Annotated in this window: 20 protein-coding genes; 5 read left to right on the forward strand and 15 right to left on the reverse strand. The window is 51.9% G+C overall.

The window, feature by feature from the left end; genetic code table 11:
- Positions 1-159: 159 nt before the first annotated feature.
- The 12 genes from DESMU_RS00430 to DESMU_RS00485 are packed head-to-tail and all read right to left on the reverse strand — an operon-like array spanning position 160 to position 10,036.
- Positions 160-1,572 (reverse strand): V-type ATP synthase subunit B, encoded by a 1,413-nt coding sequence (locus DESMU_RS00430; protein WP_013561621.1) that lies wholly within the window; start codon positions 1,570-1,572, stop codon positions 160-162.
- Positions 1,572-3,329 carry a V-type ATP synthase subunit A gene (locus DESMU_RS00435; RefSeq protein ID WP_013561622.1) on the reverse strand — a complete coding sequence of 586 codons (1,758 nt, stop codon included), beginning with the start codon at positions 3,327-3,329 and terminating at the stop codon, positions 1,572-1,574. Before DESMU_RS00435 ends, DESMU_RS00430 begins: the two co-directional genes overlap by 1 nt.
- 59 nt (positions 3,330-3,388) lie before the next feature.
- Entirely contained in the window at positions 3,389-3,706 is a 318-nt protein-coding gene (locus DESMU_RS00440; protein WP_013561623.1) for a hypothetical protein, read from the reverse strand.
- Position 3,707: 1 nt separating this feature from the next.
- On the reverse strand, positions 3,708-4,655 hold the full coding sequence (locus DESMU_RS00445; RefSeq protein ID WP_013561624.1) for a hypothetical protein: 948 nt from the start codon (positions 4,653-4,655) through the stop codon (positions 3,708-3,710).
- Positions 4,656-4,663: 8 nt separating this feature from the next.
- A complete protein-coding gene (locus tag DESMU_RS00450; RefSeq protein WP_048813476.1) occupies positions 4,664-5,230 on the reverse strand; it encodes a V-type ATP synthase subunit E in 567 nt (188 codons plus the stop codon).
- Between the two features lie 15 nt (positions 5,231-5,245).
- Positions 5,246-5,743: an ATPase gene (locus DESMU_RS00455; RefSeq protein WP_425358429.1), complete on the reverse strand. Its 498-nt coding sequence runs from the start codon at positions 5,741-5,743 to the stop codon at positions 5,246-5,248.
- Between the two features lie 35 nt (positions 5,744-5,778).
- Positions 5,779-7,749 (reverse strand): V-type ATP synthase subunit I, encoded by a 1,971-nt coding sequence (locus tag DESMU_RS00460; RefSeq protein WP_013561627.1) that lies wholly within the window; start codon positions 7,747-7,749, stop codon positions 5,779-5,781.
- Positions 7,749-8,042: a hypothetical protein gene (locus DESMU_RS00465; protein WP_013561628.1), complete on the reverse strand. Its 294-nt coding sequence runs from the start codon at positions 8,040-8,042 to the stop codon at positions 7,749-7,751. The genes DESMU_RS00460 and DESMU_RS00465 overlap by 1 nt, the downstream gene beginning before the upstream one ends.
- 24 nt (positions 8,043-8,066) lie before the next feature.
- On the reverse strand, positions 8,067-8,480 hold the full coding sequence (locus DESMU_RS00470) for a DUF61 family protein (protein ID WP_013561629.1): 414 nt from the start codon (positions 8,478-8,480) through the stop codon (positions 8,067-8,069).
- Positions 8,473-9,090 carry a V-type ATP synthase subunit D gene (locus DESMU_RS00475; RefSeq protein ID WP_013561630.1) on the reverse strand — a complete coding sequence of 206 codons (618 nt, stop codon included), beginning with the start codon at positions 9,088-9,090 and terminating at the stop codon, positions 8,473-8,475. The genes DESMU_RS00470 and DESMU_RS00475 overlap by 8 nt, the downstream gene beginning before the upstream one ends.
- A 54-nt stretch (positions 9,091-9,144) precedes the next feature.
- On the reverse strand, positions 9,145-9,498 hold the full coding sequence (locus tag DESMU_RS00480) for a hypothetical protein (RefSeq protein WP_013561631.1): 354 nt from the start codon (positions 9,496-9,498) through the stop codon (positions 9,145-9,147).
- Positions 9,488-10,036: an NUDIX hydrolase gene (locus DESMU_RS00485; protein ID WP_013561632.1), complete on the reverse strand. Its 549-nt coding sequence runs from the start codon at positions 10,034-10,036 to the stop codon at positions 9,488-9,490. Before DESMU_RS00485 ends, DESMU_RS00480 begins: the two co-directional genes overlap by 11 nt.
- Before the next feature lie 339 nt (positions 10,037-10,375).
- On the opposite strand from DESMU_RS00485, the gene DESMU_RS00490 reads away from it, so the two are divergent.
- The 4 genes from DESMU_RS00490 to DESMU_RS00505 are packed head-to-tail and all read left to right on the forward strand — an operon-like array spanning position 10,376 to position 13,429.
- Complete coding sequence (locus DESMU_RS00490) at positions 10,376-11,314, forward strand: ABC transporter ATP-binding protein (protein ID WP_013561633.1); 939 nt, start codon at positions 10,376-10,378, stop codon at positions 11,312-11,314.
- 1 nt (position 11,315) lies between these two features.
- Positions 11,316-12,113 carry an ABC transporter permease gene (locus DESMU_RS00495; protein ID WP_245526446.1) on the forward strand — a complete coding sequence of 266 codons (798 nt, stop codon included), beginning with the start codon at positions 11,316-11,318 and terminating at the stop codon, positions 12,111-12,113.
- The gene (locus DESMU_RS00500) at positions 12,113-12,880 is read left to right on the forward strand and encodes an ABC transporter permease (protein ID WP_013561635.1); all 768 of its coding nucleotides are present in this window, start codon (positions 12,113-12,115) and stop codon (positions 12,878-12,880) included. The genes DESMU_RS00495 and DESMU_RS00500 overlap by 1 nt, the downstream gene beginning before the upstream one ends.
- Before the next feature lie 6 nt (positions 12,881-12,886).
- A complete protein-coding gene (locus DESMU_RS00505) occupies positions 12,887-13,429 on the forward strand; it encodes a DUF998 domain-containing protein (protein ID WP_013561636.1) in 543 nt (180 codons plus the stop codon).
- 306 nt (positions 13,430-13,735) lie between these two features.
- Here DESMU_RS00505 and DESMU_RS00510 read toward each other — a convergent pair whose 3' ends face one another.
- Positions 13,736-16,108 carry a heavy metal translocating P-type ATPase gene (locus DESMU_RS00510; RefSeq protein ID WP_048813409.1) on the reverse strand — a complete coding sequence of 791 codons (2,373 nt, stop codon included), beginning with the start codon at positions 16,106-16,108 and terminating at the stop codon, positions 13,736-13,738.
- A gap of 33 nt (positions 16,109-16,141) precedes the next feature.
- A complete protein-coding gene (locus DESMU_RS07010; protein ID WP_013561638.1) occupies positions 16,142-16,312 on the reverse strand; it encodes a YHS domain-containing protein in 171 nt (56 codons plus the stop codon).
- A gap of 137 nt (positions 16,313-16,449) precedes the next feature.
- Between DESMU_RS07010 and DESMU_RS00515 the strand changes: the two genes are divergently transcribed.
- The gene (locus DESMU_RS00515) at positions 16,450-17,286 is read left to right on the forward strand and encodes an SAM hydrolase/SAM-dependent halogenase family protein (RefSeq protein WP_013561639.1); all 837 of its coding nucleotides are present in this window, start codon (positions 16,450-16,452) and stop codon (positions 17,284-17,286) included.
- Here the strand turns inward: DESMU_RS00515 and DESMU_RS00520 are convergent.
- Positions 17,270-18,832, reverse strand: coding sequence for a proton-conducting transporter transmembrane domain-containing protein (locus DESMU_RS00520; protein ID WP_013561640.1), 1,563 nt, complete (start codon positions 18,830-18,832; stop codon positions 17,270-17,272). The two genes, DESMU_RS00515 and DESMU_RS00520, sit on opposite strands and share 17 nt — an antisense overlap.
- Positions 18,833-18,836 lie beyond the last annotated feature (4 nt).

Genomic DNA, 18,836 nt, shown 5'->3' on the forward strand with positions numbered 1-18,836 from the left:
CTCAAGGGATTCAACTTCTTCCCACCCTAAAAGGGTGAGGGTTTCCCACAGGGTGGCTAGGCCTAGCATACGGGGTATTCTCGGCTTGGAGAACGGGTCGAGGGAGCAGTGATCACGGGTCTCGTGTGCGGGGAAGGATTACTGGTTGAAAAGAACTATTCAACCGGCCTGAGAGTTCCTCCCCCTGTATCCTGGATGATACTTTCTTATGTGTTCTACCTTAACCTTCTTCAACTCGTCCTCGGGCAGTATGGCTAGGAGTTCCCATCCCTTGTTCAAGGTCTCCTCGATTGTTCGATGCTCGTACTCCCCCTGTCCAATGAATTCTCTCTCGAACCTGTCGGCGAACTCAAGGTACTTCTTATCTCTCTGCGTTAATGCCTCGGTGCCAACTATTACTGAAAGCTCTCTCAGCCTTGTTCCCTCTGCATAGGCGCTCATGAGCTGCATGAATACACCGTGATGGTCCTCCCTTGTCTTACCGGCACCTATACCGTCCTTCATCAATCTCGACAAGCTCATCAACGGGTCGAAGGGCGGGTATATGCCTTTCATCCATAGCTGTCTCGATAAGACGAGCTGGCCCTCCGTGATGTAACCGGTTAAGTCGGGTATTGGATGGGTGATGTCGTCGTCGGGCATTGTGAGTATGGGTAGCTGGGTTACACTCCCCTTCTTGCCTCGTACACGTCCAGCACGCTCGTATATTGTGGCTAGATCCGTGTACATGTATCCTGGGTAACCCCTCCTGCCTGGAACCTCCTCCCTTGCAGCGCTAAGCTCTCTGAGGGCTTCACAGTAGAACGTCATATCCGTCAACACTACTAGGACATGCATGTCATGCGTCCAGGCCAGGTGTTCAGCTATGGTTAACGCTACGCGTGGCGTCGCAATTCTCTCGATGACTGGTGAGCTGGCAGTGTTGATTAGTGCAACGGTTCTCTCAAGCGCTCCAGTCCTCCTGAAGTTTTCTATGAAGAACATGGCGTCATCGTAGGGTACACCTATGGCTGCGAACACCATGGCGAACTTCTCCTCCTTACCGAGCACTCTCGCCTGCCTAACTATTTGCGCGGCTATCCTGTTATGTGGTAGGCCTGAGCCACTGAAGATCGGGAGCTTCTGTCCTCTCACAATACTGAATAATCCGTCGATGGCTGAGATACCTGTCTCAATGAACTCTGAGGGCGGGAGCCTTGAAGCAGGGTTGAGTGGGGCACCATTGATGTCAAGGTAGTCTTCGGGTACTATCCTTGGACCATTGTCGATGGGTCTGCCGAGGCCGTCGAAGACCCTCCCCAGCATGTCTATGCTTACCGGTATCCTGAGTGTTTCCCCACGGTACTTGACACGCGACTTGAGTAGGTCTACGTCTGCTACTCCACCGAATACCTGTATAACTGTGGCATCCCTGCTGACGTCTATCACCTGTCCCAGCTTGGCTTCACCCGTGGGCAGGAGTACCTCGACTATTTCACCGTATGTTACACCCGGTATTGTTTCAGCAAATAATAGTCCACCCTGTGCTTTGAGGAGCCGGCTGGATACTCTCGTGGCGAGCTTGGACTCCACTATCTACCACCCTCCATGAGCGCCTTGAACTCGTTCTCCATGTCTGAGAGTATGCCCTCGAACTCTTTATCGTTGTCGCCGAACGGTATATCCTTCATCCTAGCTATCCTCTCCCTAATCCTCATGCTACGTATCTTCTCGAAGGCTACTCCCTGCTTCACTGCTTCAATGGATTTCTCGTAGAACCTGACGATTACAGCCGCCATCCTTGATGTTTTAACCGGGTGGGAGAACGCGTCAACAGTGCTGAACGCGTCCTGCTGAAGGAAGTCCTCCCTAATCATCCTGGCCACCTCGAGGACGAGTCTATCCTCGACTGGCAGTGCATCCGCCCCTACTAGTCTCACTAGTTCCTCGAGCTCGGCCTCCCTCTGGAGAAGCCACGATATCTTCTCCCTGAGATACGAGTACTCCGGGCTTATCTTAGACCACCATTCACGCACATTATCCACGTAGAGGCTGAAGCTCGTCAACCAGTTGATGGAGGGGTAGTGTCTCCTATACGCTAGGTTCACGTCCAGCGCGTAGAGTGCCCTGATCAACCTGAGGGTAGCCTGGGTCACGGGCTCACTGAAGTCCGCCCCGGGTGGGGATACAGCGCCCATTATGGTGAGGCTGCCCAGCCTCTCAGCGGAGCCAATGGTCTTAACATAACCGCTTCTCTCGTAGAACTGTGCAAGCCTTGAAGCCAGGTAGGCTGGGAACCCCTCCTCGCCTGGGAGTTCTTCTAGACGCCCGCTGATCTCCCTCATGGCCTCAGCCCACCTACTCGTGGAGTCGGCTACGAGCAGGACATTGTACCCCATGTCCCTGAAGTACTCCCCGATGGTGACTCCGAGGAAGACGCTTGCCTCCCTGGCTGCCACCGGCATGTTACTCGTGTTCGCGATGAAGATGCTTCTCTCCATCATGGGTTTACCCGTCCTTGGATCAACGAGTTTTATGAAGCTGTTCAATGCGTCGGCCATCTCGTTCCCCCGCTCACCGCACCCTATGTAGATCGTTATATCGGCTTCACTCCACTTTGTAATGCTGTGGAGTAGGACGGTTTTACCTGTCCCAAACCCGCCTGGCACAGCTGCTTTACCGCCCTTGGCCAGCGGGAAGAGGAAGTCTATGACTCTGACACCCGTTATGAATGGTTCCCGTGGATCAAGCTTCTCCCTGAAGGGCCTCGGTCTTCTAACCGGCCATTCCTGCAGCATCGTTACATCTCTCCCATTGATCCTGGCAACCGGCTCCACCATCGTGTAGTCTCCTTCGCCGGCAACCCACTCAACGCTCCCCTTGACGCCTGGTGGAACCATTATGTAGTGTCTAACTACATCGGTTTCATTAACGTAACCGATGAAGTCTCCCTCGCTCACCTTTTCCCCTGGTTTAACCAGTGGTGTGAAATACCATTTCTTGTCACGGGGTAGTGGCGGCGCCTTAATCCCCTTCCTTACGAAGATGCCTGAGAGGGCTTCAAGCACTGGCAGGGGGCGTTGAATACCGTCGAATATGGATTTTATGAGTCCTGGGCCCAGCTCAGCTGATAACGGGTGGCCTGTTGGGTAAACGGGGTCTCCTACCTTCAGTCCTGAGGTATCCTCGTAGACCTGTATGATGGCTTTATCGCCTTCAACCCCTATGGCTTCACCTATCAGTTTCTCCTCACCGATCTCTATGACCTCGTAGACGCTTACGCCGCGCATGCCTTCAGCCACTACGAGGGGGCCTGAGACACGGTATATTCTTCCAGCAGGCCTACTCATACCGTTAACCTCTCATGGTTAAAACATGGTTCTATCTGATTAGGATTACGGGATTCAAGTTATATAGGTATCTCTATGCCGAGGTATTTCCTAGCGATCTCAGCATAGTATTGTTTAACATTGATCCTGGATGCTTCCTCAGGCTTCTCGAGTTCGACGACAAGGGTTTTCGCCTCATCCACCAGGTTCCTTAATTCAGGGCACTCATCTAATACATGTCTATAAGTGATCAGCACCACGTAGTTCGCTATGGAGCCGCGGAGCTTTTCAACCAAATTACTGCAACCGCCACTGTAAACCACTGAGTCAGCACCGCCTGCAACACCTATTAGGGAGAGATATTCGTCACCTATGACCAGTACCCTACCCCTGTACATGCTATCCCACCCATCTATTAACGAATTGAACAGCCTCCTGCCTGTAGAGGCCGGAGTGGACTACTGTTAGAGAGAGTTTTAAAAGCACGTACTGGCCGAGCAACTTGAGAAGTAGCCTGGCAACAGTCTCAGGCTCCGACCCCTTTAGCACGAGTGAGGCTAAGTGTGATGCACCAGTGTATGTGGCTAAGTCGAGGGCCTCAACCCCCGGTGAGAACCTTAATGCATCGCTGAGGACGCTTGCGAATACTCCTGCAGCCGGCCTGGCTCGTGAAAGTATTGGTATGAGCTCGCTTACACCTCTTCCACAACCCTCGTATAAATCCTCGGGGCTCAGTGAGAAAGCCCTTGGCTGCAGCGGCCTCACATCGGCTACCCCGATGCAGACCTTGATAACTAGTAGGTCGTGGAGCAGCCCAGTTAACACACCTAGCTCGTAGCCCTTCACCTTCTCGAAGCCTTGTGCAAGTGCGTCGAGGGTCTTGACGAGCTGTTGCAGGGAAACATTCTTCTTATCGATGTACTCGTTGATCATGCCGTGTAGCTCCCTTGGCAGAGACTTCTTCAGCTCCTGGAGTCGCCCAGGATCCAGGTTCCCTGGGAGCACGGCTGGAAGCGGGGATGTAAGCAAGGGGGGCTTCACATTCGTTGAGAGCGCGTTGAGGGAGAGGTAGAGATCCGGTGCTGCCAGGAGCCACAGTATTCTCCTGGCAGCTACCCTGCCTACACCAGTCCCGTCTAGAAGGTCTTCCACGACCCTGCTGTATCCTTGATCGATCGCTATGTATAGGGATCTTAAATCCATCCTGTGTGGCTCGGCCAGTCTACCTATGTCCGTTGCGAGGAATTTATCGCTTAAATACCCCACGGCTGTCTCAAGGCTCTGCGATGAGAGTATGTTAAGGTAGTCGCTCTTAGTTAAAAAGAACCTGCTCGATTCAACCAGCATGCTGTTTCTCAGCCCCAGAGAATCCTTCTTACCTCATCCATGTGCTTACTCTGGAACTCTCTCAGCCTCGACTCATAGGTGTTGTCAACCACTATGCCGGACTCCGACTCCACTATGACGCCTCCATCAATGTCGCCTGCCTCCACTACCACGCCCGGCAACCCTAGCTCGGCGACTATCCTTCTGGCTGCCTCCAAGTCGCCTTTACTCACAACTATTTTCTTCGGTGCATTGACAAGCCTCAGGGACTCCCTTATCAGGTTCCTGATGGAGTTCTCGATGTCGAAGCTGCGTTTCCTCACGGAGTCATAGGCCTCTCTCAACACGTCTTCCACGGCTTTCTCATACTCCTTTGACACGAGTAGCCTCGCCTCTCTCAGGGCTTCAGAAATGATTGTGTTGGCTTCTCGCTCGGCTTCACTAGTGATCCTCTTTCTTTCCGCTTCAGCTCTCTCCCTCCACTTCGCCTCCGCTTCCTTAACTATTCTTTCCGCTTCAGCTTCAGCATCCCTAACTATTTGCTCGGCTCTCGCCTCCGCCTCCCTCAGCAGCTTCGCCTTGGCATCCTCCTGCATCTTCTGCAAGCAGTGTCACCCTAGCAGTGAGAGCCCGAGTATTGTGAACACTATTCCCAGTATACCCCAGAGCTCAACATACGCGGCGAGGACTATCGAGCTCATCAGGTTCTTGCCTTTGGTTCTAGGTAGCTCAGCTATGCCGCTTGCACATATTATGCCCTGAGCCCAGGCCGACAGCCACTCGGCGAGGAACCCGGCTAACCCTATGCCTAGGAGTGCCAGTGCCTTCACCATGTTTATGGAATCCTGTGGGAGGCCTGGGATATACATTATCATCATGTAGATCATCTGTATCAAGCCGTAGAACGTCTGCGTCATTGGCAGAGCAGCCAGGATCAAGACGTTTCTAAACTGGGTTGGGTCCTCTGAGAGCACTGATGCACCCACACTGGCCGCATGTCTCATTCCAGTTGTGGATCCTATGATACCGCCTGCTAATGGTAGGGCAGCGGCTAAATACATTAATCCCTGAGCCAGTGGATCCATGGCCATATTCCCTCCAGTCAACACGGAATACCTGATTAAACCAGGGAAATAAAAACATGTCATGTAATCACTATGCGTTTAAACGCTATGATCGAGAATGGACTGTACTCCCGGCCGGAGCCATCGTAGAACTTCATAAGGAACTCCAGCATGCAGAGTCTAAGCGAGTGCACGAACGCACCGAGCTCTGAGAGTATCATTATGACGAGATGTATCATGAATAGTAGTGGGGCTGAGACCACGTATGCTAATGCAACCCCTGCTGCACCCGGTATGAAGCCTGCTACACTGTTTATCGCCAACTTAACCATCATGTTGAAGGAGACAGCCATGTAGAAGGATGCGAGGCTTACCCCTGCAAGCCTCACATAGCTCATCACGTCGCCTAGGACGCCTGTTAACTGGAATATCCACATGAGGAAGCCTAGTCCACGCATTGCCACATAGTTGCCCACTATTACCATGGCAACGCCTAGTAGTGTAAGGTACAATAGTATGTTTAGAGGTATGTATGAGAGGACTGGCACCTGGTACTTGAAGAACACCTGTAGCACGTAGGGTATTCCGAAGAGCTGCGATATGAATAATCCTGCCTCGTTAAGTAAGTCGCCTTTCCTCTCCTCCCTAGCGAACTTCACGGTTGCCAGCGCATGCGCTATGTTTATGTGGATTAACCCTATCAGTAGGGCAAGCTTTATGAATTCAACCGGTTGACTGAACACAGGTATTAGGGCCGGTACATTCACACCGAAGACTGAGGGAAGTAAATCCCCGAATATTGAGCCACCCAGCAACCCGAGAACCAGGGACACGGCGTTCGATACCAGTAATGCCCCCTTGAACTCCCTGTACACCGGGTTATAGGGGTTTTCCACCAGTTTATCCATTACCAGTGCGATTGCTAGGAGTCCCGCTAAAGCGTATCCAGCGTCACTATTCATTAATCCAAAGAAGAATGCGAAGGAGTATGCTATCAGTGGCGTGGGGTCGGGCTCCCAGTACCCTGGCACCCCGTAAAGCCTTGTTATAACCTGGAAGTATCTCAATACCCCCTTATTGTTGAACCTTGACGGAGGGTTGTCCACGCCTCTCAATGGATCCTTGTACTCTATGAAGACAGGTATGCCAGAACTCTTCACGAGGTCTTCTAGCAGCCTAATGGAGTCCCGCGGGATCCACCCGGTTACGGCTGAGAGGTGTCGTAAACCCACTACGGCACCGGAAACCCGGTAGTACTCTAAACGGTTCTCCGCGAATAAAAGGTATTTGCCTAGGGTGATCCCGTTGGCCTTAACTATTTCAGCGATCCGGGCTTCCACCCTTGAGGCCTCAGCATCCAGCTCACTGATCCTCCTAGCCAAATGCTCCCGCAACGAGCCTATGGATCCATGTAGCTGAAGGGCTTCAACTAGTTGCTTGCTCGGACACCATAGCCCCATGGAGTGTGCTGCTGAGACGACCTGGCCTAGATCCCCAGCTGGGAGATACACTATGACGGATACGCGTTCCCCTCCCTGATACATCTTTGAAGCCTTCAACACTCTACTCTTCTCGAGGAGCTCCATTACAGCCTCCTGCTTACCGCTGAGCAGGATGGATGATACATGTCTACCCTCATAGTATATCTCGGCTGCATCCATGGAGTCCGGCAGTGGAGCTAGAGACGAGAGGAGCATTCTCAAGGACTCTATGCTCTCCCTCAGGTGTCTAGCCTTCTCCTCGAGTAGCGTCGCCTCCCCGTACAGGTCAGCCACGTGTTTCTCCACCTTATCCACGTCGAGGGATGCGAGCTCCACCCCGGTTATGGATGCATCGATCACGAGGCCCTTGGCCTTCTGGAGGAGATTGTTTATTCTTTCCCTCAGCGACTGCAGCCTCTCATACTCTCCTATGACTTTCTCTGCTTCCACAGGTTCTACTTCAACTACCCCTGCTTCCTGGAGTACACGCAGGACTTTCTCTCTGTCCCCGCTGAGGAACGCTACATTAACCCTTAACATATCGCTCGGCTTGCTCAGGAGGACCCCCATTAGAGTCCCACCACTTTTCTAACAATGTATTCTACTGCCTTCCTCTTCTTCTCCGGGGGGATTTTCGCGATTTCTTCAGCCTCCCTTCGAGCCTTCTCAAGTATCTCGTTGCGACGCTTCACGGCTTCAGCTAGGATGGCTTCAGCCTCCCTCCGGTATTCCTCAACAGGTATTGGCCTCCCTAGGATTTCAGCGGCTTTTTTCTCGGCTTCTTTAAGGATCACCAGCTTCTTCCTCTCGGCTTCCTTAAGGATATTGTCAATGGCTTCATCAATGTCCTTGATGGACTCCATCAAACCACCCTTTAAGCATCGTATTTAGCTTAGGGGGCCTGGGTTTAATAGTATTGTCGTCGTTGTCCTCAATACACGCCTCAACTCAAGGATCTGTACGCGGCTGAGGAACAGGGGCTCCGAGTACGTGTTCAAGCCTATGGCTGCTGCCACAGCCCTAGCCTCCACCCCGCCTCTTACAACATATACTCCTTCCCCGTTGCTTGGAGTATATTCTACTATTATGGGGAGTTCAAGCCGGCATGCGTCATCGCCCAGTATCTCGGTGAGCATGGCTAGTTCACGGGGATTGAATAGGTGGCTGCTTCCATCCCTGAGCACTATGTATGGTACCTCCATTTTAAGCAGGTCGCAGAGGTTCTTCCTCTCGTAGGGTGCATGCTTGTTTACAAGCCTCAGTTCCTCGATAAGGAATCTATCTATGTACTCGTCACTCACCCTTCCTCCTCTCGAGACTTGCTTTCACCCTCTTCAACCTGGCTTTCTCCTCTCTTTCTCTTTCATCGAACTTCATTTGCAACATCCTTATAGTGGACCTGAGCCTCGGTATCAGGATGTAGTCTAAGGCGTTGACCCTCCTTTTCGTCACACGTATTTCTCTACCCATTGTTTTCAAGGCGTTCTCGGCCTTAGCCAGCTCTATGACTTCCTCTATGAAGCGGGCTGACTCCTCTGCGAAATCGTCGAAGGGGGTTTTAACAGGCCTTGCTTCACCGCTCTTCATGATCATGACTGTCTTCGTTTTAACCCCCATAATGTTCTCGACACCTATAATACACGTGGCCTTCGGGACTGTTTTCTCGAATAAATCATAGATGTTCTCGCCGTAGATTCCTGAGAGGACTGTTGCTCTGGCAGAGAGGGTTGTGATCAACTGGGCTACTTTCTGCCTCCTGCTAACGCTCTCCCTGAGTAGAATCATGAACTCGTTGATCAATATGATTAGTCTTTCACGGAGTATTCTTTCAACCTTCACGCTTATTTGGAGCCTCTTCTTAAGCCTTATGAGCTCTATCTTTGTCGGCCTCACCCTCTGGAGGCTTGACACAGCCTAGACACCACCATCCTGATTCCTGAGTAAGGCTCCGGGGGCACTAATATATTATTCACCTCCAGCAGCCTCCACCAGCCTATACAGGCTGAACTCGAAGGTGTTCTCCCCCCTGATAAGCCTGTAGAGCACGTAACCCACGTGCCTACCAGTGTCCCCTGCATACAACCCTACGACAACCAGCTGGTTGCACGCCTCCCCTGGGAAGAGGCGGCAGGGGTCGCCTCTGAGCACCGATGCCTCGAGCCCGAAGGGCTCGATCAAGCTGTTCACTATCATGGGAAGCCTCTCCATCAAGTAGTCTTCTACAGCGTCTATGAGCTCTCTCACAGCCCAGCTACTGCCCCCCTCAAATATAAGCCTCATGGAGAGGACGCGTTTCAACGCATCAGTATCAATGCTCAACTCCGCCACCTCTTAAGGCGTGATCATAGAGCAGGATTAACAGTGCTGTCTTCATATCGCTTATCACGCCTCTGTGAACCATGGCGAGCGCGTCTTGAAACATGGTCTTGAAGGGCTCGAGGACCTCGTACCTCTCGGGCTTCGCACCCCTGTACTCTAGTCTCGTAGCATAGTAGAAATGTATCACCTCGCTACTGTATCCGGGTGAAGGTGTGAATGAGCCGAGTCTAACTAGTCTCCCCGCGTGGTACCCGGTTTCCTCCTCCAGCTCTCTCTCAGCAGCCTCTTCCGGTGTCTCACCTGGATCCACGACGCCTGCGGGAGCCTCGATTATCGTGTCGTTTAATGGAGCCCTGAACTGTCTCAGCAGGATCACACTTCCGTCATCCAGCACTGGTAGCACGGCCACGGCTTCCGGGAACGCTACTACATCCCTCGCAAACTCCTCGCCGTTAGCCTTCCTATAGTACCTGCGGATGACATTGAACCTCAACCCCTTGAGAAGCAACTCCTCTCTGAGCAGTTGCGGCTTATCCATTTACCTCCCCTCGGGTTGACGCATGCCCTACGTTTGACACGACCCGGGCACCCTTCTCTGCGACCGCCCCGCCAAGCTACCCGGGCTACTTCTACATGGATGAATCGCTTACTGTAAGCCAGCATTATTTCCACTGGCTTAAAGCACAGGGGCGGCCGCTTCAAGGTGTCCCGGCCCCGAGTCAGTAGGATACATTCAAGAAAATATTTAAGCGTGACTACACCGGTCTAAGGCAGCGGGATGTGTGGAAAGGAATACATCCTGGCACATGGTTCAAGATTTATAATGCTTCACGTGCCGTAAGTATGGCATCAGTGCTTCTACATCGGTGAAGCATGCATGGTTAACGCTGTCGAGATACGCTCCTTCACGAAGAAATTCGGTGATTTCACGGCTGTCGAGGATTTAAACCTCGACATACGGGAGGGAGAGGTTTTCGGATTACTGGGACCCAACGGCTCCGGGAAAACCACCACATTGCTCACGGTGGCAACGATATACAGGCCGACGAGCGGGGATATATATGTCTACGGTCACAGTGTTGTACGGGAGGACTACATTGTTAGGAAGATGATTGGGATAGCGTTCCAGGATCCCAAGGCGCTATGGGTTGACAAACCCTATGACTTGCTAATATGGCATGCGAAGGTCGTCGGGTATAGTGGTGAAGAGGCTAGAAGGGTTGTCAGGGAGGTCATGGAGGCACTTGGGCTCTGGGAGCACAGGAATAAATACTTCTACCAGTTGAGCGGTGGAACACGCAAGAAAGTGGAGCTAGCCAAGGTCCTGGTTCAGAAACCCAGGCTCGCAATACTTGATGAGCCGACAGCGCAGGTAGACGTGTTAGCTAAGCATGCATTATGGGATGTCATCAAGAGGCTGAAGAGGGAAGGCGTCACAGTCATACTGGCCACCAACGATATGTTTGAAGCGGAGAGAGTCTGCGAGAGGGTTGCCATAATACATAAAGGCAGGCTGAGGGCTCTTGGAACAATCGACGAGCTCAAAGACCTGATACCCGGAGGAGATGTTGTTGAGATACAGGTAGGAGGCACTGGGATACCGGTTTCCATCATGGAGAAGCTCGGCGAATACGGGAGGGTTGAAGCCGGTAACGGATCCCTAAGGATATATCTCGAGAAAGGAGAGGAAAAAGTGGTTGACATCGTTGACTTGTTGAGGAGGAATAACATCGCTGTATCGAGGCTCATGATCAAGGAGCCTACACTGGACGATGTCTTCACGTATCTCACAGGGGCAAGGCTCAGAGGCGAGTAGAGTGGGGGTCCCAGGGGACCTAAGGGATATAGTTCACATCATAGAGTGGGATTTAGAGAGGTTGAAGAGTCAGCGGGTTTTCCTAGCTATGAGGCTCAGCTGGTTCATAATACAGGTCTTCATATTTGCTAGGGCTATATCCCTCATAGTTAGACAGTTAACCGGGGTAAGCTACTACGAATTCTACCTCCTCGGCATCTACGTCTCAATCCTCTACTCGACAAGCATATCGAGGGGATACGTTATCGCCGACGAGTTCGACGATGGCATAGTAGAGTATCACTTATCCCTCCCGGTTAAGAGGTGGGTTCTAGTCCTCGGCAGGGTGCTCGGATGCTCCCTGGCAGCCACTATCTTTACACTGCCCATGATGCTTGTTGTACTACTGGCAGTCAACGCGCTCAGCCTACCTGGTCTACTGCTCTCCACTCTCATAGCGTATGTCTTCTCCACCGGGGTAGTTGGGTTCGTTATATTCGTTGTGACAAGGGTTAAGTCCACTGATGTCACAGACATACTCTTCGGAACCATCGACGCAATACTTGTCAGGCTGAGCACAGTGTTCTACCCGTTGCCAGTGATAGAGGCACTGGGATTCGCACCCTACTACTACGCCGCCCTCCTGAATCCCTTAACCAGTATGGCTGATGCCATCAGGCTCATCTTCCTCCCGGAGTACGTAGCCTACACAGTGTCGCCCCATGCACTACTGCTCTATCTAGTGGGCTTCAGCCTCGGGATGATGGTGCTGGCACTGGAGCACTACACTAAGAGGCTTGAAGCAGGTGGGTGGAAGTAATGATGGAAGACCTCAAGTCTGCTGCATTAATAGCGCAACGGGATCTAGCCCGTTTCTGGCGGTATAAGTACTGGCTCGCCGGCCAAGTCGCAATGAACCTGGCCGACATCTTCATCTTTGGATTGATTTTCAGGGGCATGGTTAACCCAGCCCTCATCCCTGACTACATAAAGTTCATAACCCCTGGGATACTGAGCCTGTCGATATTCATCTCCTCATTCAGCATAGGTAGAGAGGTAGGGGTCGAGTTAAGGAGGGAGGTTACATTATACCTGGTGTCTCTTCCAGTGAAGAGAACTGTACTGGTGGCTGGCCGCATACTAGGCGGGTTACTGAGGGGGCTAATATACCAGTTAGGCTTCCTGTTTTTCGCTGCACTATTACTGGGGATCCCCAACCCCTCCAAGTGGATCATAATACTCTACACAACCCTCCTGCTGGCTGCATCCATGTCGGGTCTCTCAATATCGCTGTCAACTGTTACACGGGACTTTAATCTCCAGGCAACCATAAGGTCCCTCACATACAACGTCCTCTTCTTCGTGTCAAACATATTCTACCCTGAGAGCGTTGTAAAAGCCAGGCTAGGGTTCGCGGCCCCAGTAGTCAAGTATTCCCCTCTCTCAATGGCTACAAGCATATACAGGTGGGGCTTCAACTACACCGGGGATGTAGACGTATTGTTTAATGCGGTCGGGCTCCTCATGTGGAGCATTATTATACTTGCCGTAGCCTGTAAACTATACTTGAGAAACCTTGCGGGGTGAGGATGTGTGAACCCGAGGCTCCTGGTGCTGGCATCCGTGGCCGTTCCCCTTTCCTCAATAGCCATTGCAGCCCTTCTCTCAAACTGGTTTAACCCACTCGAGAACGCTCTCAGCGACCTCGGCCATGCGGCGAGGAGCAGCGTAGCAGCAGTTTTCAACGGTGGACTAGTATTCGGCGGGCTTCTAACCTACACTGTGGCCGTGACCTCGAGGCAGACCCGTAGATCCTACAACATGCTTCTAGCGTTGACCGCGGTCTTCCTAATCCTGATCGGGGTGTACGACGAGATATATGGTAGACTCCACTTCGCGGTTTCCGTGGCATTCTTCACGGGTACGATGATCTTCATGGCGTGGATCACGGTGAAAGAGACCAGCAAGGTCATCAGGGCATACTCGGTGTCAGCACTACTCATAGAGCTTGCTGCCTGGATAATATACTTCATGTACAGGATTCCACGTGGGGCAGCCATACCCGAGTTGATCTCCGTCGCCTCATTCACACCCCTCTACATATACATATATTCGCGGGGCAACCAGCACGCATAGAACAGGTTCAGCATGCTTGAATCCATGGAGGCTCACAGGGCGGTTCAGATACAACCCTACGTGTTAACCGCCCCTCCCTGGATGTCCATCATCATGTCTACAGGCAGCTCAGCGGGCCTGGAGCAACACCCTCCCACCGCCTAGAGCCCGCCCTAGCATTTCCAAACCCATGATTGTCTCGTTATCAAGAAAACAAGTAACCTCGAAGCCTATAAAGTTCCCAGCAGTCACCGGAACGAAAGCAATGTGATCAATAGAATAGAAACAGTTGGTTCAAAAGCTCAGTACTCATTAGTTAATGATCTCCTAGGGCTTCCACCACAGGAGTGACAGCGAGTTTAGGATAACTGTTACATCGCTCAGAATCATTGCTAAAGCAGCCATCTCTGGCATCAGCATCAACCCGTTAAACGGGTAGAGGACGCCGGCCGCCACTGGGATAAGGACACCATTATATATGAATGCCCATGCGAGGTTCTCCCTAGCCTTCCTCAGCACTCTTTTTGAAAGCTTATGAAGGGTTATCATTGTCTCGAGGGAGTCCCTGAGGAGTATAGCATCCCCCGACTCCCTCGCTATGTCCGTTGCGTTTCCAACAGCTATGCCAACGAATGCTGCACTCAGTGCGATTGCATCGTTCACACCGTCTCCAACATACAGGACTCTCTGCCCGCCGCCCTGGATCCCGTGGATAAGCCTTCCCTTATCCTCAGGCCTTAGTCCTGAGTAGAAGAAGTCTAGTCCCAGCTCCTTTCCCACGTGCTTCACGTTTTCCTCGATATCTCCACTAGCTATTCCCACCTTAAAGCCAACTGATTTAAAGTATTTGACTACATTGAGAGCATCCTCTCTTACCTCATCCCTGATCTCGAGGACGGCTGCAACCTCATCACCTATCACGACTAGCACCGGGGTTCCACCGGATCTACCGATTTCATCTATTAGGGTTTGAGTTCCACTATTTATCTCAACCCCGAGTCCCTTAACAAGGTTGATGCTGCCTACACCTACCCTCTTACCCATAACTACTCCTAGGACTCCGAGACCCGGAAGATGCTCGAAGAACTCTGGATCTTCAACGCTTACACCAGCGTCTCTGCAGTAATTGCTGATGGCCCTGGCCAAGGGATGCTCACTTCTCTGTTCAACGCTACAGACATATTTCATGATCTCTTCCCTACTGTAACCACCTAGCGTCACTACGCCTTTCAAGGAGGGCTTGCCTACGGTTATAGTCCCCGTCTTATCAAGGAGGAGTATATTTGAGGCCGGGATCCTCTCGAAGACATCCCCTTTCTTCACTAGTATTCCTTCCCTGGAGGCCTTTATGACACCTATTGAAACAACCATGGGGATAGCTATCCCCAGGGGACATGGACATGAAACAGCGAGTACCGATGCAGCGAAAAGCAGGGAGAGGAATATGTCTCCACTATAAATGTACCATGAGAACACAGTCACTAACGCTGAAGCCGTCACGATCCAGGTTAGCTTGCCCACTGCTTTATCAGCTAGCTGCTGAAACCCTGGCCTATGGAGAACCGCCTCTCTGGCTGATGCCAGCAGGTTGTATAAGGCAGTATCCCTCCCCTTCCTGGTCACCCTAACCCTTATGTATCCGGAGGTCAGGATCGTGCCTGCCAGCACCCTATCCCTGTTCTCGGAGGACTTCAGGACTGGTATGGGTTCACCGGTGAAAGTGGATTCATCCACATACCCCCATCCATCAACAACTATACCGTCGACTAGGATTTTTTCTCCGGCTTTTACTTCGATAATGGAGTTCAGGCTCACGGCATCAGCGCTAACCTCCTCTACCCTACCGTCTTCGACGACCCTGACCTTCGAGTTAAGCGAGGTTTCAAGCACGGTTAAGTGGGTTAAAGCCCTCTTTCTAAGGGAGTCCTCGAGGTATCTCCCTAGGTTTACGAACCCGAGAACCCCGGCTGACGCCTCGAGGAACATGGCCTGGTATCGTGTGGCTGAACCAGTGATACATAACAGTATGCCTGATACAAATGTTATCCCAGCTGAGAGAGCGATAAGGGACTCCATGGTTGGTGCCCACATGAAAAGGGATTTGAACCCCTTCAGGAATACATCATATGAGAGAAGCACTGTCAGTGATGACAAGGCTAGGAGAACAGGGATACCGGCATCATGGGGAAGGATATGGGACATTGAAATAATGAGAACGGTTAACCCGGTTGCGAACGCTGCGAACCTACGTGCAATATGTGCTTTGGTTCCCCCGCGACCTCCCCTGGGTTCTTCCCTGAGAGATAAACCCATGTTGTCTAGGAGCGAGAGGATATAGTGTTTCTCCACTGTACGAGGGTTGAAGCGCACCAGGATTCTGCAAGTTAATGTGTCAACCCTTACATCTAGGATCCCCGGTAGTCTACGTATCTCTTTCTCTACTGCTACAGCGGTTTCAGGTTGAATCTCCTCGGCGAAGACCTCGAGCTCCTCCTTGACTAGATCGTAGCCTGCATCCCTTATAGCATGATATATTTCGCTCAGGCTAACGTATTCGTCGTCGTACTCGATTACTGCGTTGCCCAGGAAGTCAGATTCTAATTTGACATTCCCCCTCAGGTCGGCGAGCCTCCTCTTTATAGCATAGATGCATGTTGAGCAGTCAACGCCTATAATCTCTACGGGTTCCCTTCTTCTCATCATACCTCCCGTTAGGTACCAATACTGGTTGCCCTAGCCAGGCATACCTCTGGGTCCATGGGACAGGTAGTATTCAGGGTTCCTTTCAAACTCCTCCTTACATCTACTGCTGCAGAAATAGTAGATTCTTCCCTTGTATAGTGTTTTATGCTTCGACTTCGAGGGATCGACCCGCATACCGCACACAGGATCCACATATTCCACGGGTTTCCACCCCGTGAACGGGGATAGTCAAACCTTATTATAAACCCGGCGACTTAAACTACGTGTGTCAGGGCTTGAACCACACGTACAACCTGCTTCAGGCAGGCGATGCGACCAGGGTATCCCGGTGGTTTTGAATGAGGAGTGGGTTGATAGCTCTGTTAACGGATTTCGGGTATAGGGATCCATATGTTGGCGTGATGAAGGGCGTTATAAAGAGTATTAATCCAGCGGCTGAGATAGTGGATCTCACGCACGGCGTTACCAGGCATAGCATTGTTGAAGCAGCCGTTGTGTTGCTTGTTTCGGCGAAGTATTTCCCGCACGGCACGATATTCGTAGTGGTAGTAGACCCCGGTGTTGGTAGTGAGAGAAGGGCCCTGGTGGTTGAGACAAATAATTATATACTGCTGGGACCCGACAACGGGTGCCTAAGTCTGCTTGCCGCGAGGGATGGTGTTAAAAGAGCCTTCGACATATCAAACACCAGGTTTAAGCTGAGGGATACCTCCCACACGTTTCACGGACGTGATGTTTTCGCACCTGTGGCCGCGTGGATCAGCCTGGGTGTGCCCCTCGAGGAGGTAGGAGTAGAGGTCCCAGCGGGTTCCTTGAGAATGCTTGACATCGAAGCCCCTAGAGTTGGAGGGGATCATTCCGTGGAGGGAAGCGTGATATACATCGATGTCTACGGCAATATTATGACGAATATAGGTCCGGCTGAGATCACTGAGGCGGGCTTCCTACAAGGCGATAAACTCAAGGTAGTCGGCCCTACCGGTGTCACCGGGACATGTGTTTTCACAACAAGCTTCAGCCTCGTGGCCCCCGGCGAGTTAGCGTGCTACATGAACTCCTGGGGCTACCTAGAGGTCGCTGTGAACATGGGTGATGCAGCAAGGATGCTGGGGGTTGCACAGGGCTCGAGAATAATGTTTGCGAAGGCGGGTCATGAGGTTAGATCAGGGATTTAGCTAGGTGGTTTATGTAGGTCATCAGGTCGGATACCTGGTCGACTGGTTTAATGAACACTGTGTTAAAGAACCCTGGGTTGAAGAGGCATGCGGCCCCCACCACTAGGAGTATCAGTGATGCGGTGAGGGCAGATGCCTCTGCCAACCTGTATCTCGTATCCCTAGGCTTCCTGACCGGTGCCTCGAAGAGCAGTGTGAAGAATAGCTTCATATATGCTAGTAGCCCTATGGCGCTTGCAACTATCATGGCTATAGCGAAGACAGGATTATAGTTGAAGAGCGCCTCGTACATTAACAGTTTGCTAAGGAAGCCCGGTAGCGGCGGGATCCCTGCGAGGGTCAGCACGGATACGCCTATAGCTATCCCTGGCAATGGGTGTATTCTTCCAAAGCCAGCTAATTCATTGATTCTACGGGTCCCAGCATATCTGACCAGCACCCCTATCCCTAGGAACAGCGTGGACTTAGCTAGTGAATGCACCACGGTATGGTAGAGGAATGCCAGTAGGCCGCCCGCGTTCAAGACCCCTAACGACATGAATATGTACCCTGTATTCATGACAGTCGAGTAGGCTATTATCCTCTTGACATCCTGCTGAATGCCCATTAGTAATGCGCCTATGATCGCTGAAACCATCCCGGTTGACACAACTAGGAGCGAGGCGAGGTCTCTCACGGGGGTAACCCGGGCTGGCAGTGTTCCCCCGTACATCATGTAGAGAACCTTGTATAGTCCGATAGCACCCACATTCACCACGAGGCCGCTTAACATGGCTGAAACCGGTGCCGGGGCGGCTGGATGTGCATCCGGGAGCCAGAAGTGGTTGGGGAACACACCGCTTTTAATGCTGAAAGTCCAGAGCGCTAGCACCATGATTATGCCTGCAGAGATCACGCTGTAGCCTGCATCCTCCAGCGTTATGCTGCTACCGGGATACCCATGGATCTTAAGGGATAGATCCACCAGGTTCAGGGAGCCGTAGGTGTTGTATATTAATGCCAGGGCCAGCAGGTAGAGCGTTGTCCCCATCGCTCCGATGAACGCGTACTTCAAGCCTGAGACTATGGAGCCGGCTTTACTCCTGTAATACATGACGAGGCCGTATGATGAGACACCTGTGACCTCCAGCATGACGAATAAGTTGAAGACATCAGACGTCATTATGACTCCAAGCATGCCTGAGAACGCTCCAAGCATGAGTGTCACGTACCACGGGTATCCTTCATCCACGATGTACTCGGCGCTGTAAGCCATGATAATAGTCATGACTAGGCTTGTGGTTAACGCTAAGAGGGCTGACACCATGTCAAGCGTATACGTTATACCGAGGGGAGGCGGCCACCCGCCCATAATGTAGAATGAAGGCGTGCCTTCCCTGTATGCTTGAACCACTGCTATAAGCGATAACACTAGCGTAATCAAGCTGAACGCTACCCCCTGTGCGAAAACCACACGCCTACTCCTTGAGACTATGTAGGTGAGCGGTGTAATGAAGGCTCCTAGAACAGGTAGGAAGGGGATTAAGCCAACTACGTGTTGAAGCATCGCA

It is taken from the genome of Desulfurococcus mucosus DSM 2162 (assembly GCF_000186365.1).
Taxonomy (GTDB): Archaea; Thermoproteota; Thermoprotei_A; order Sulfolobales; family Desulfurococcaceae; genus Desulfurococcus; species Desulfurococcus mucosus.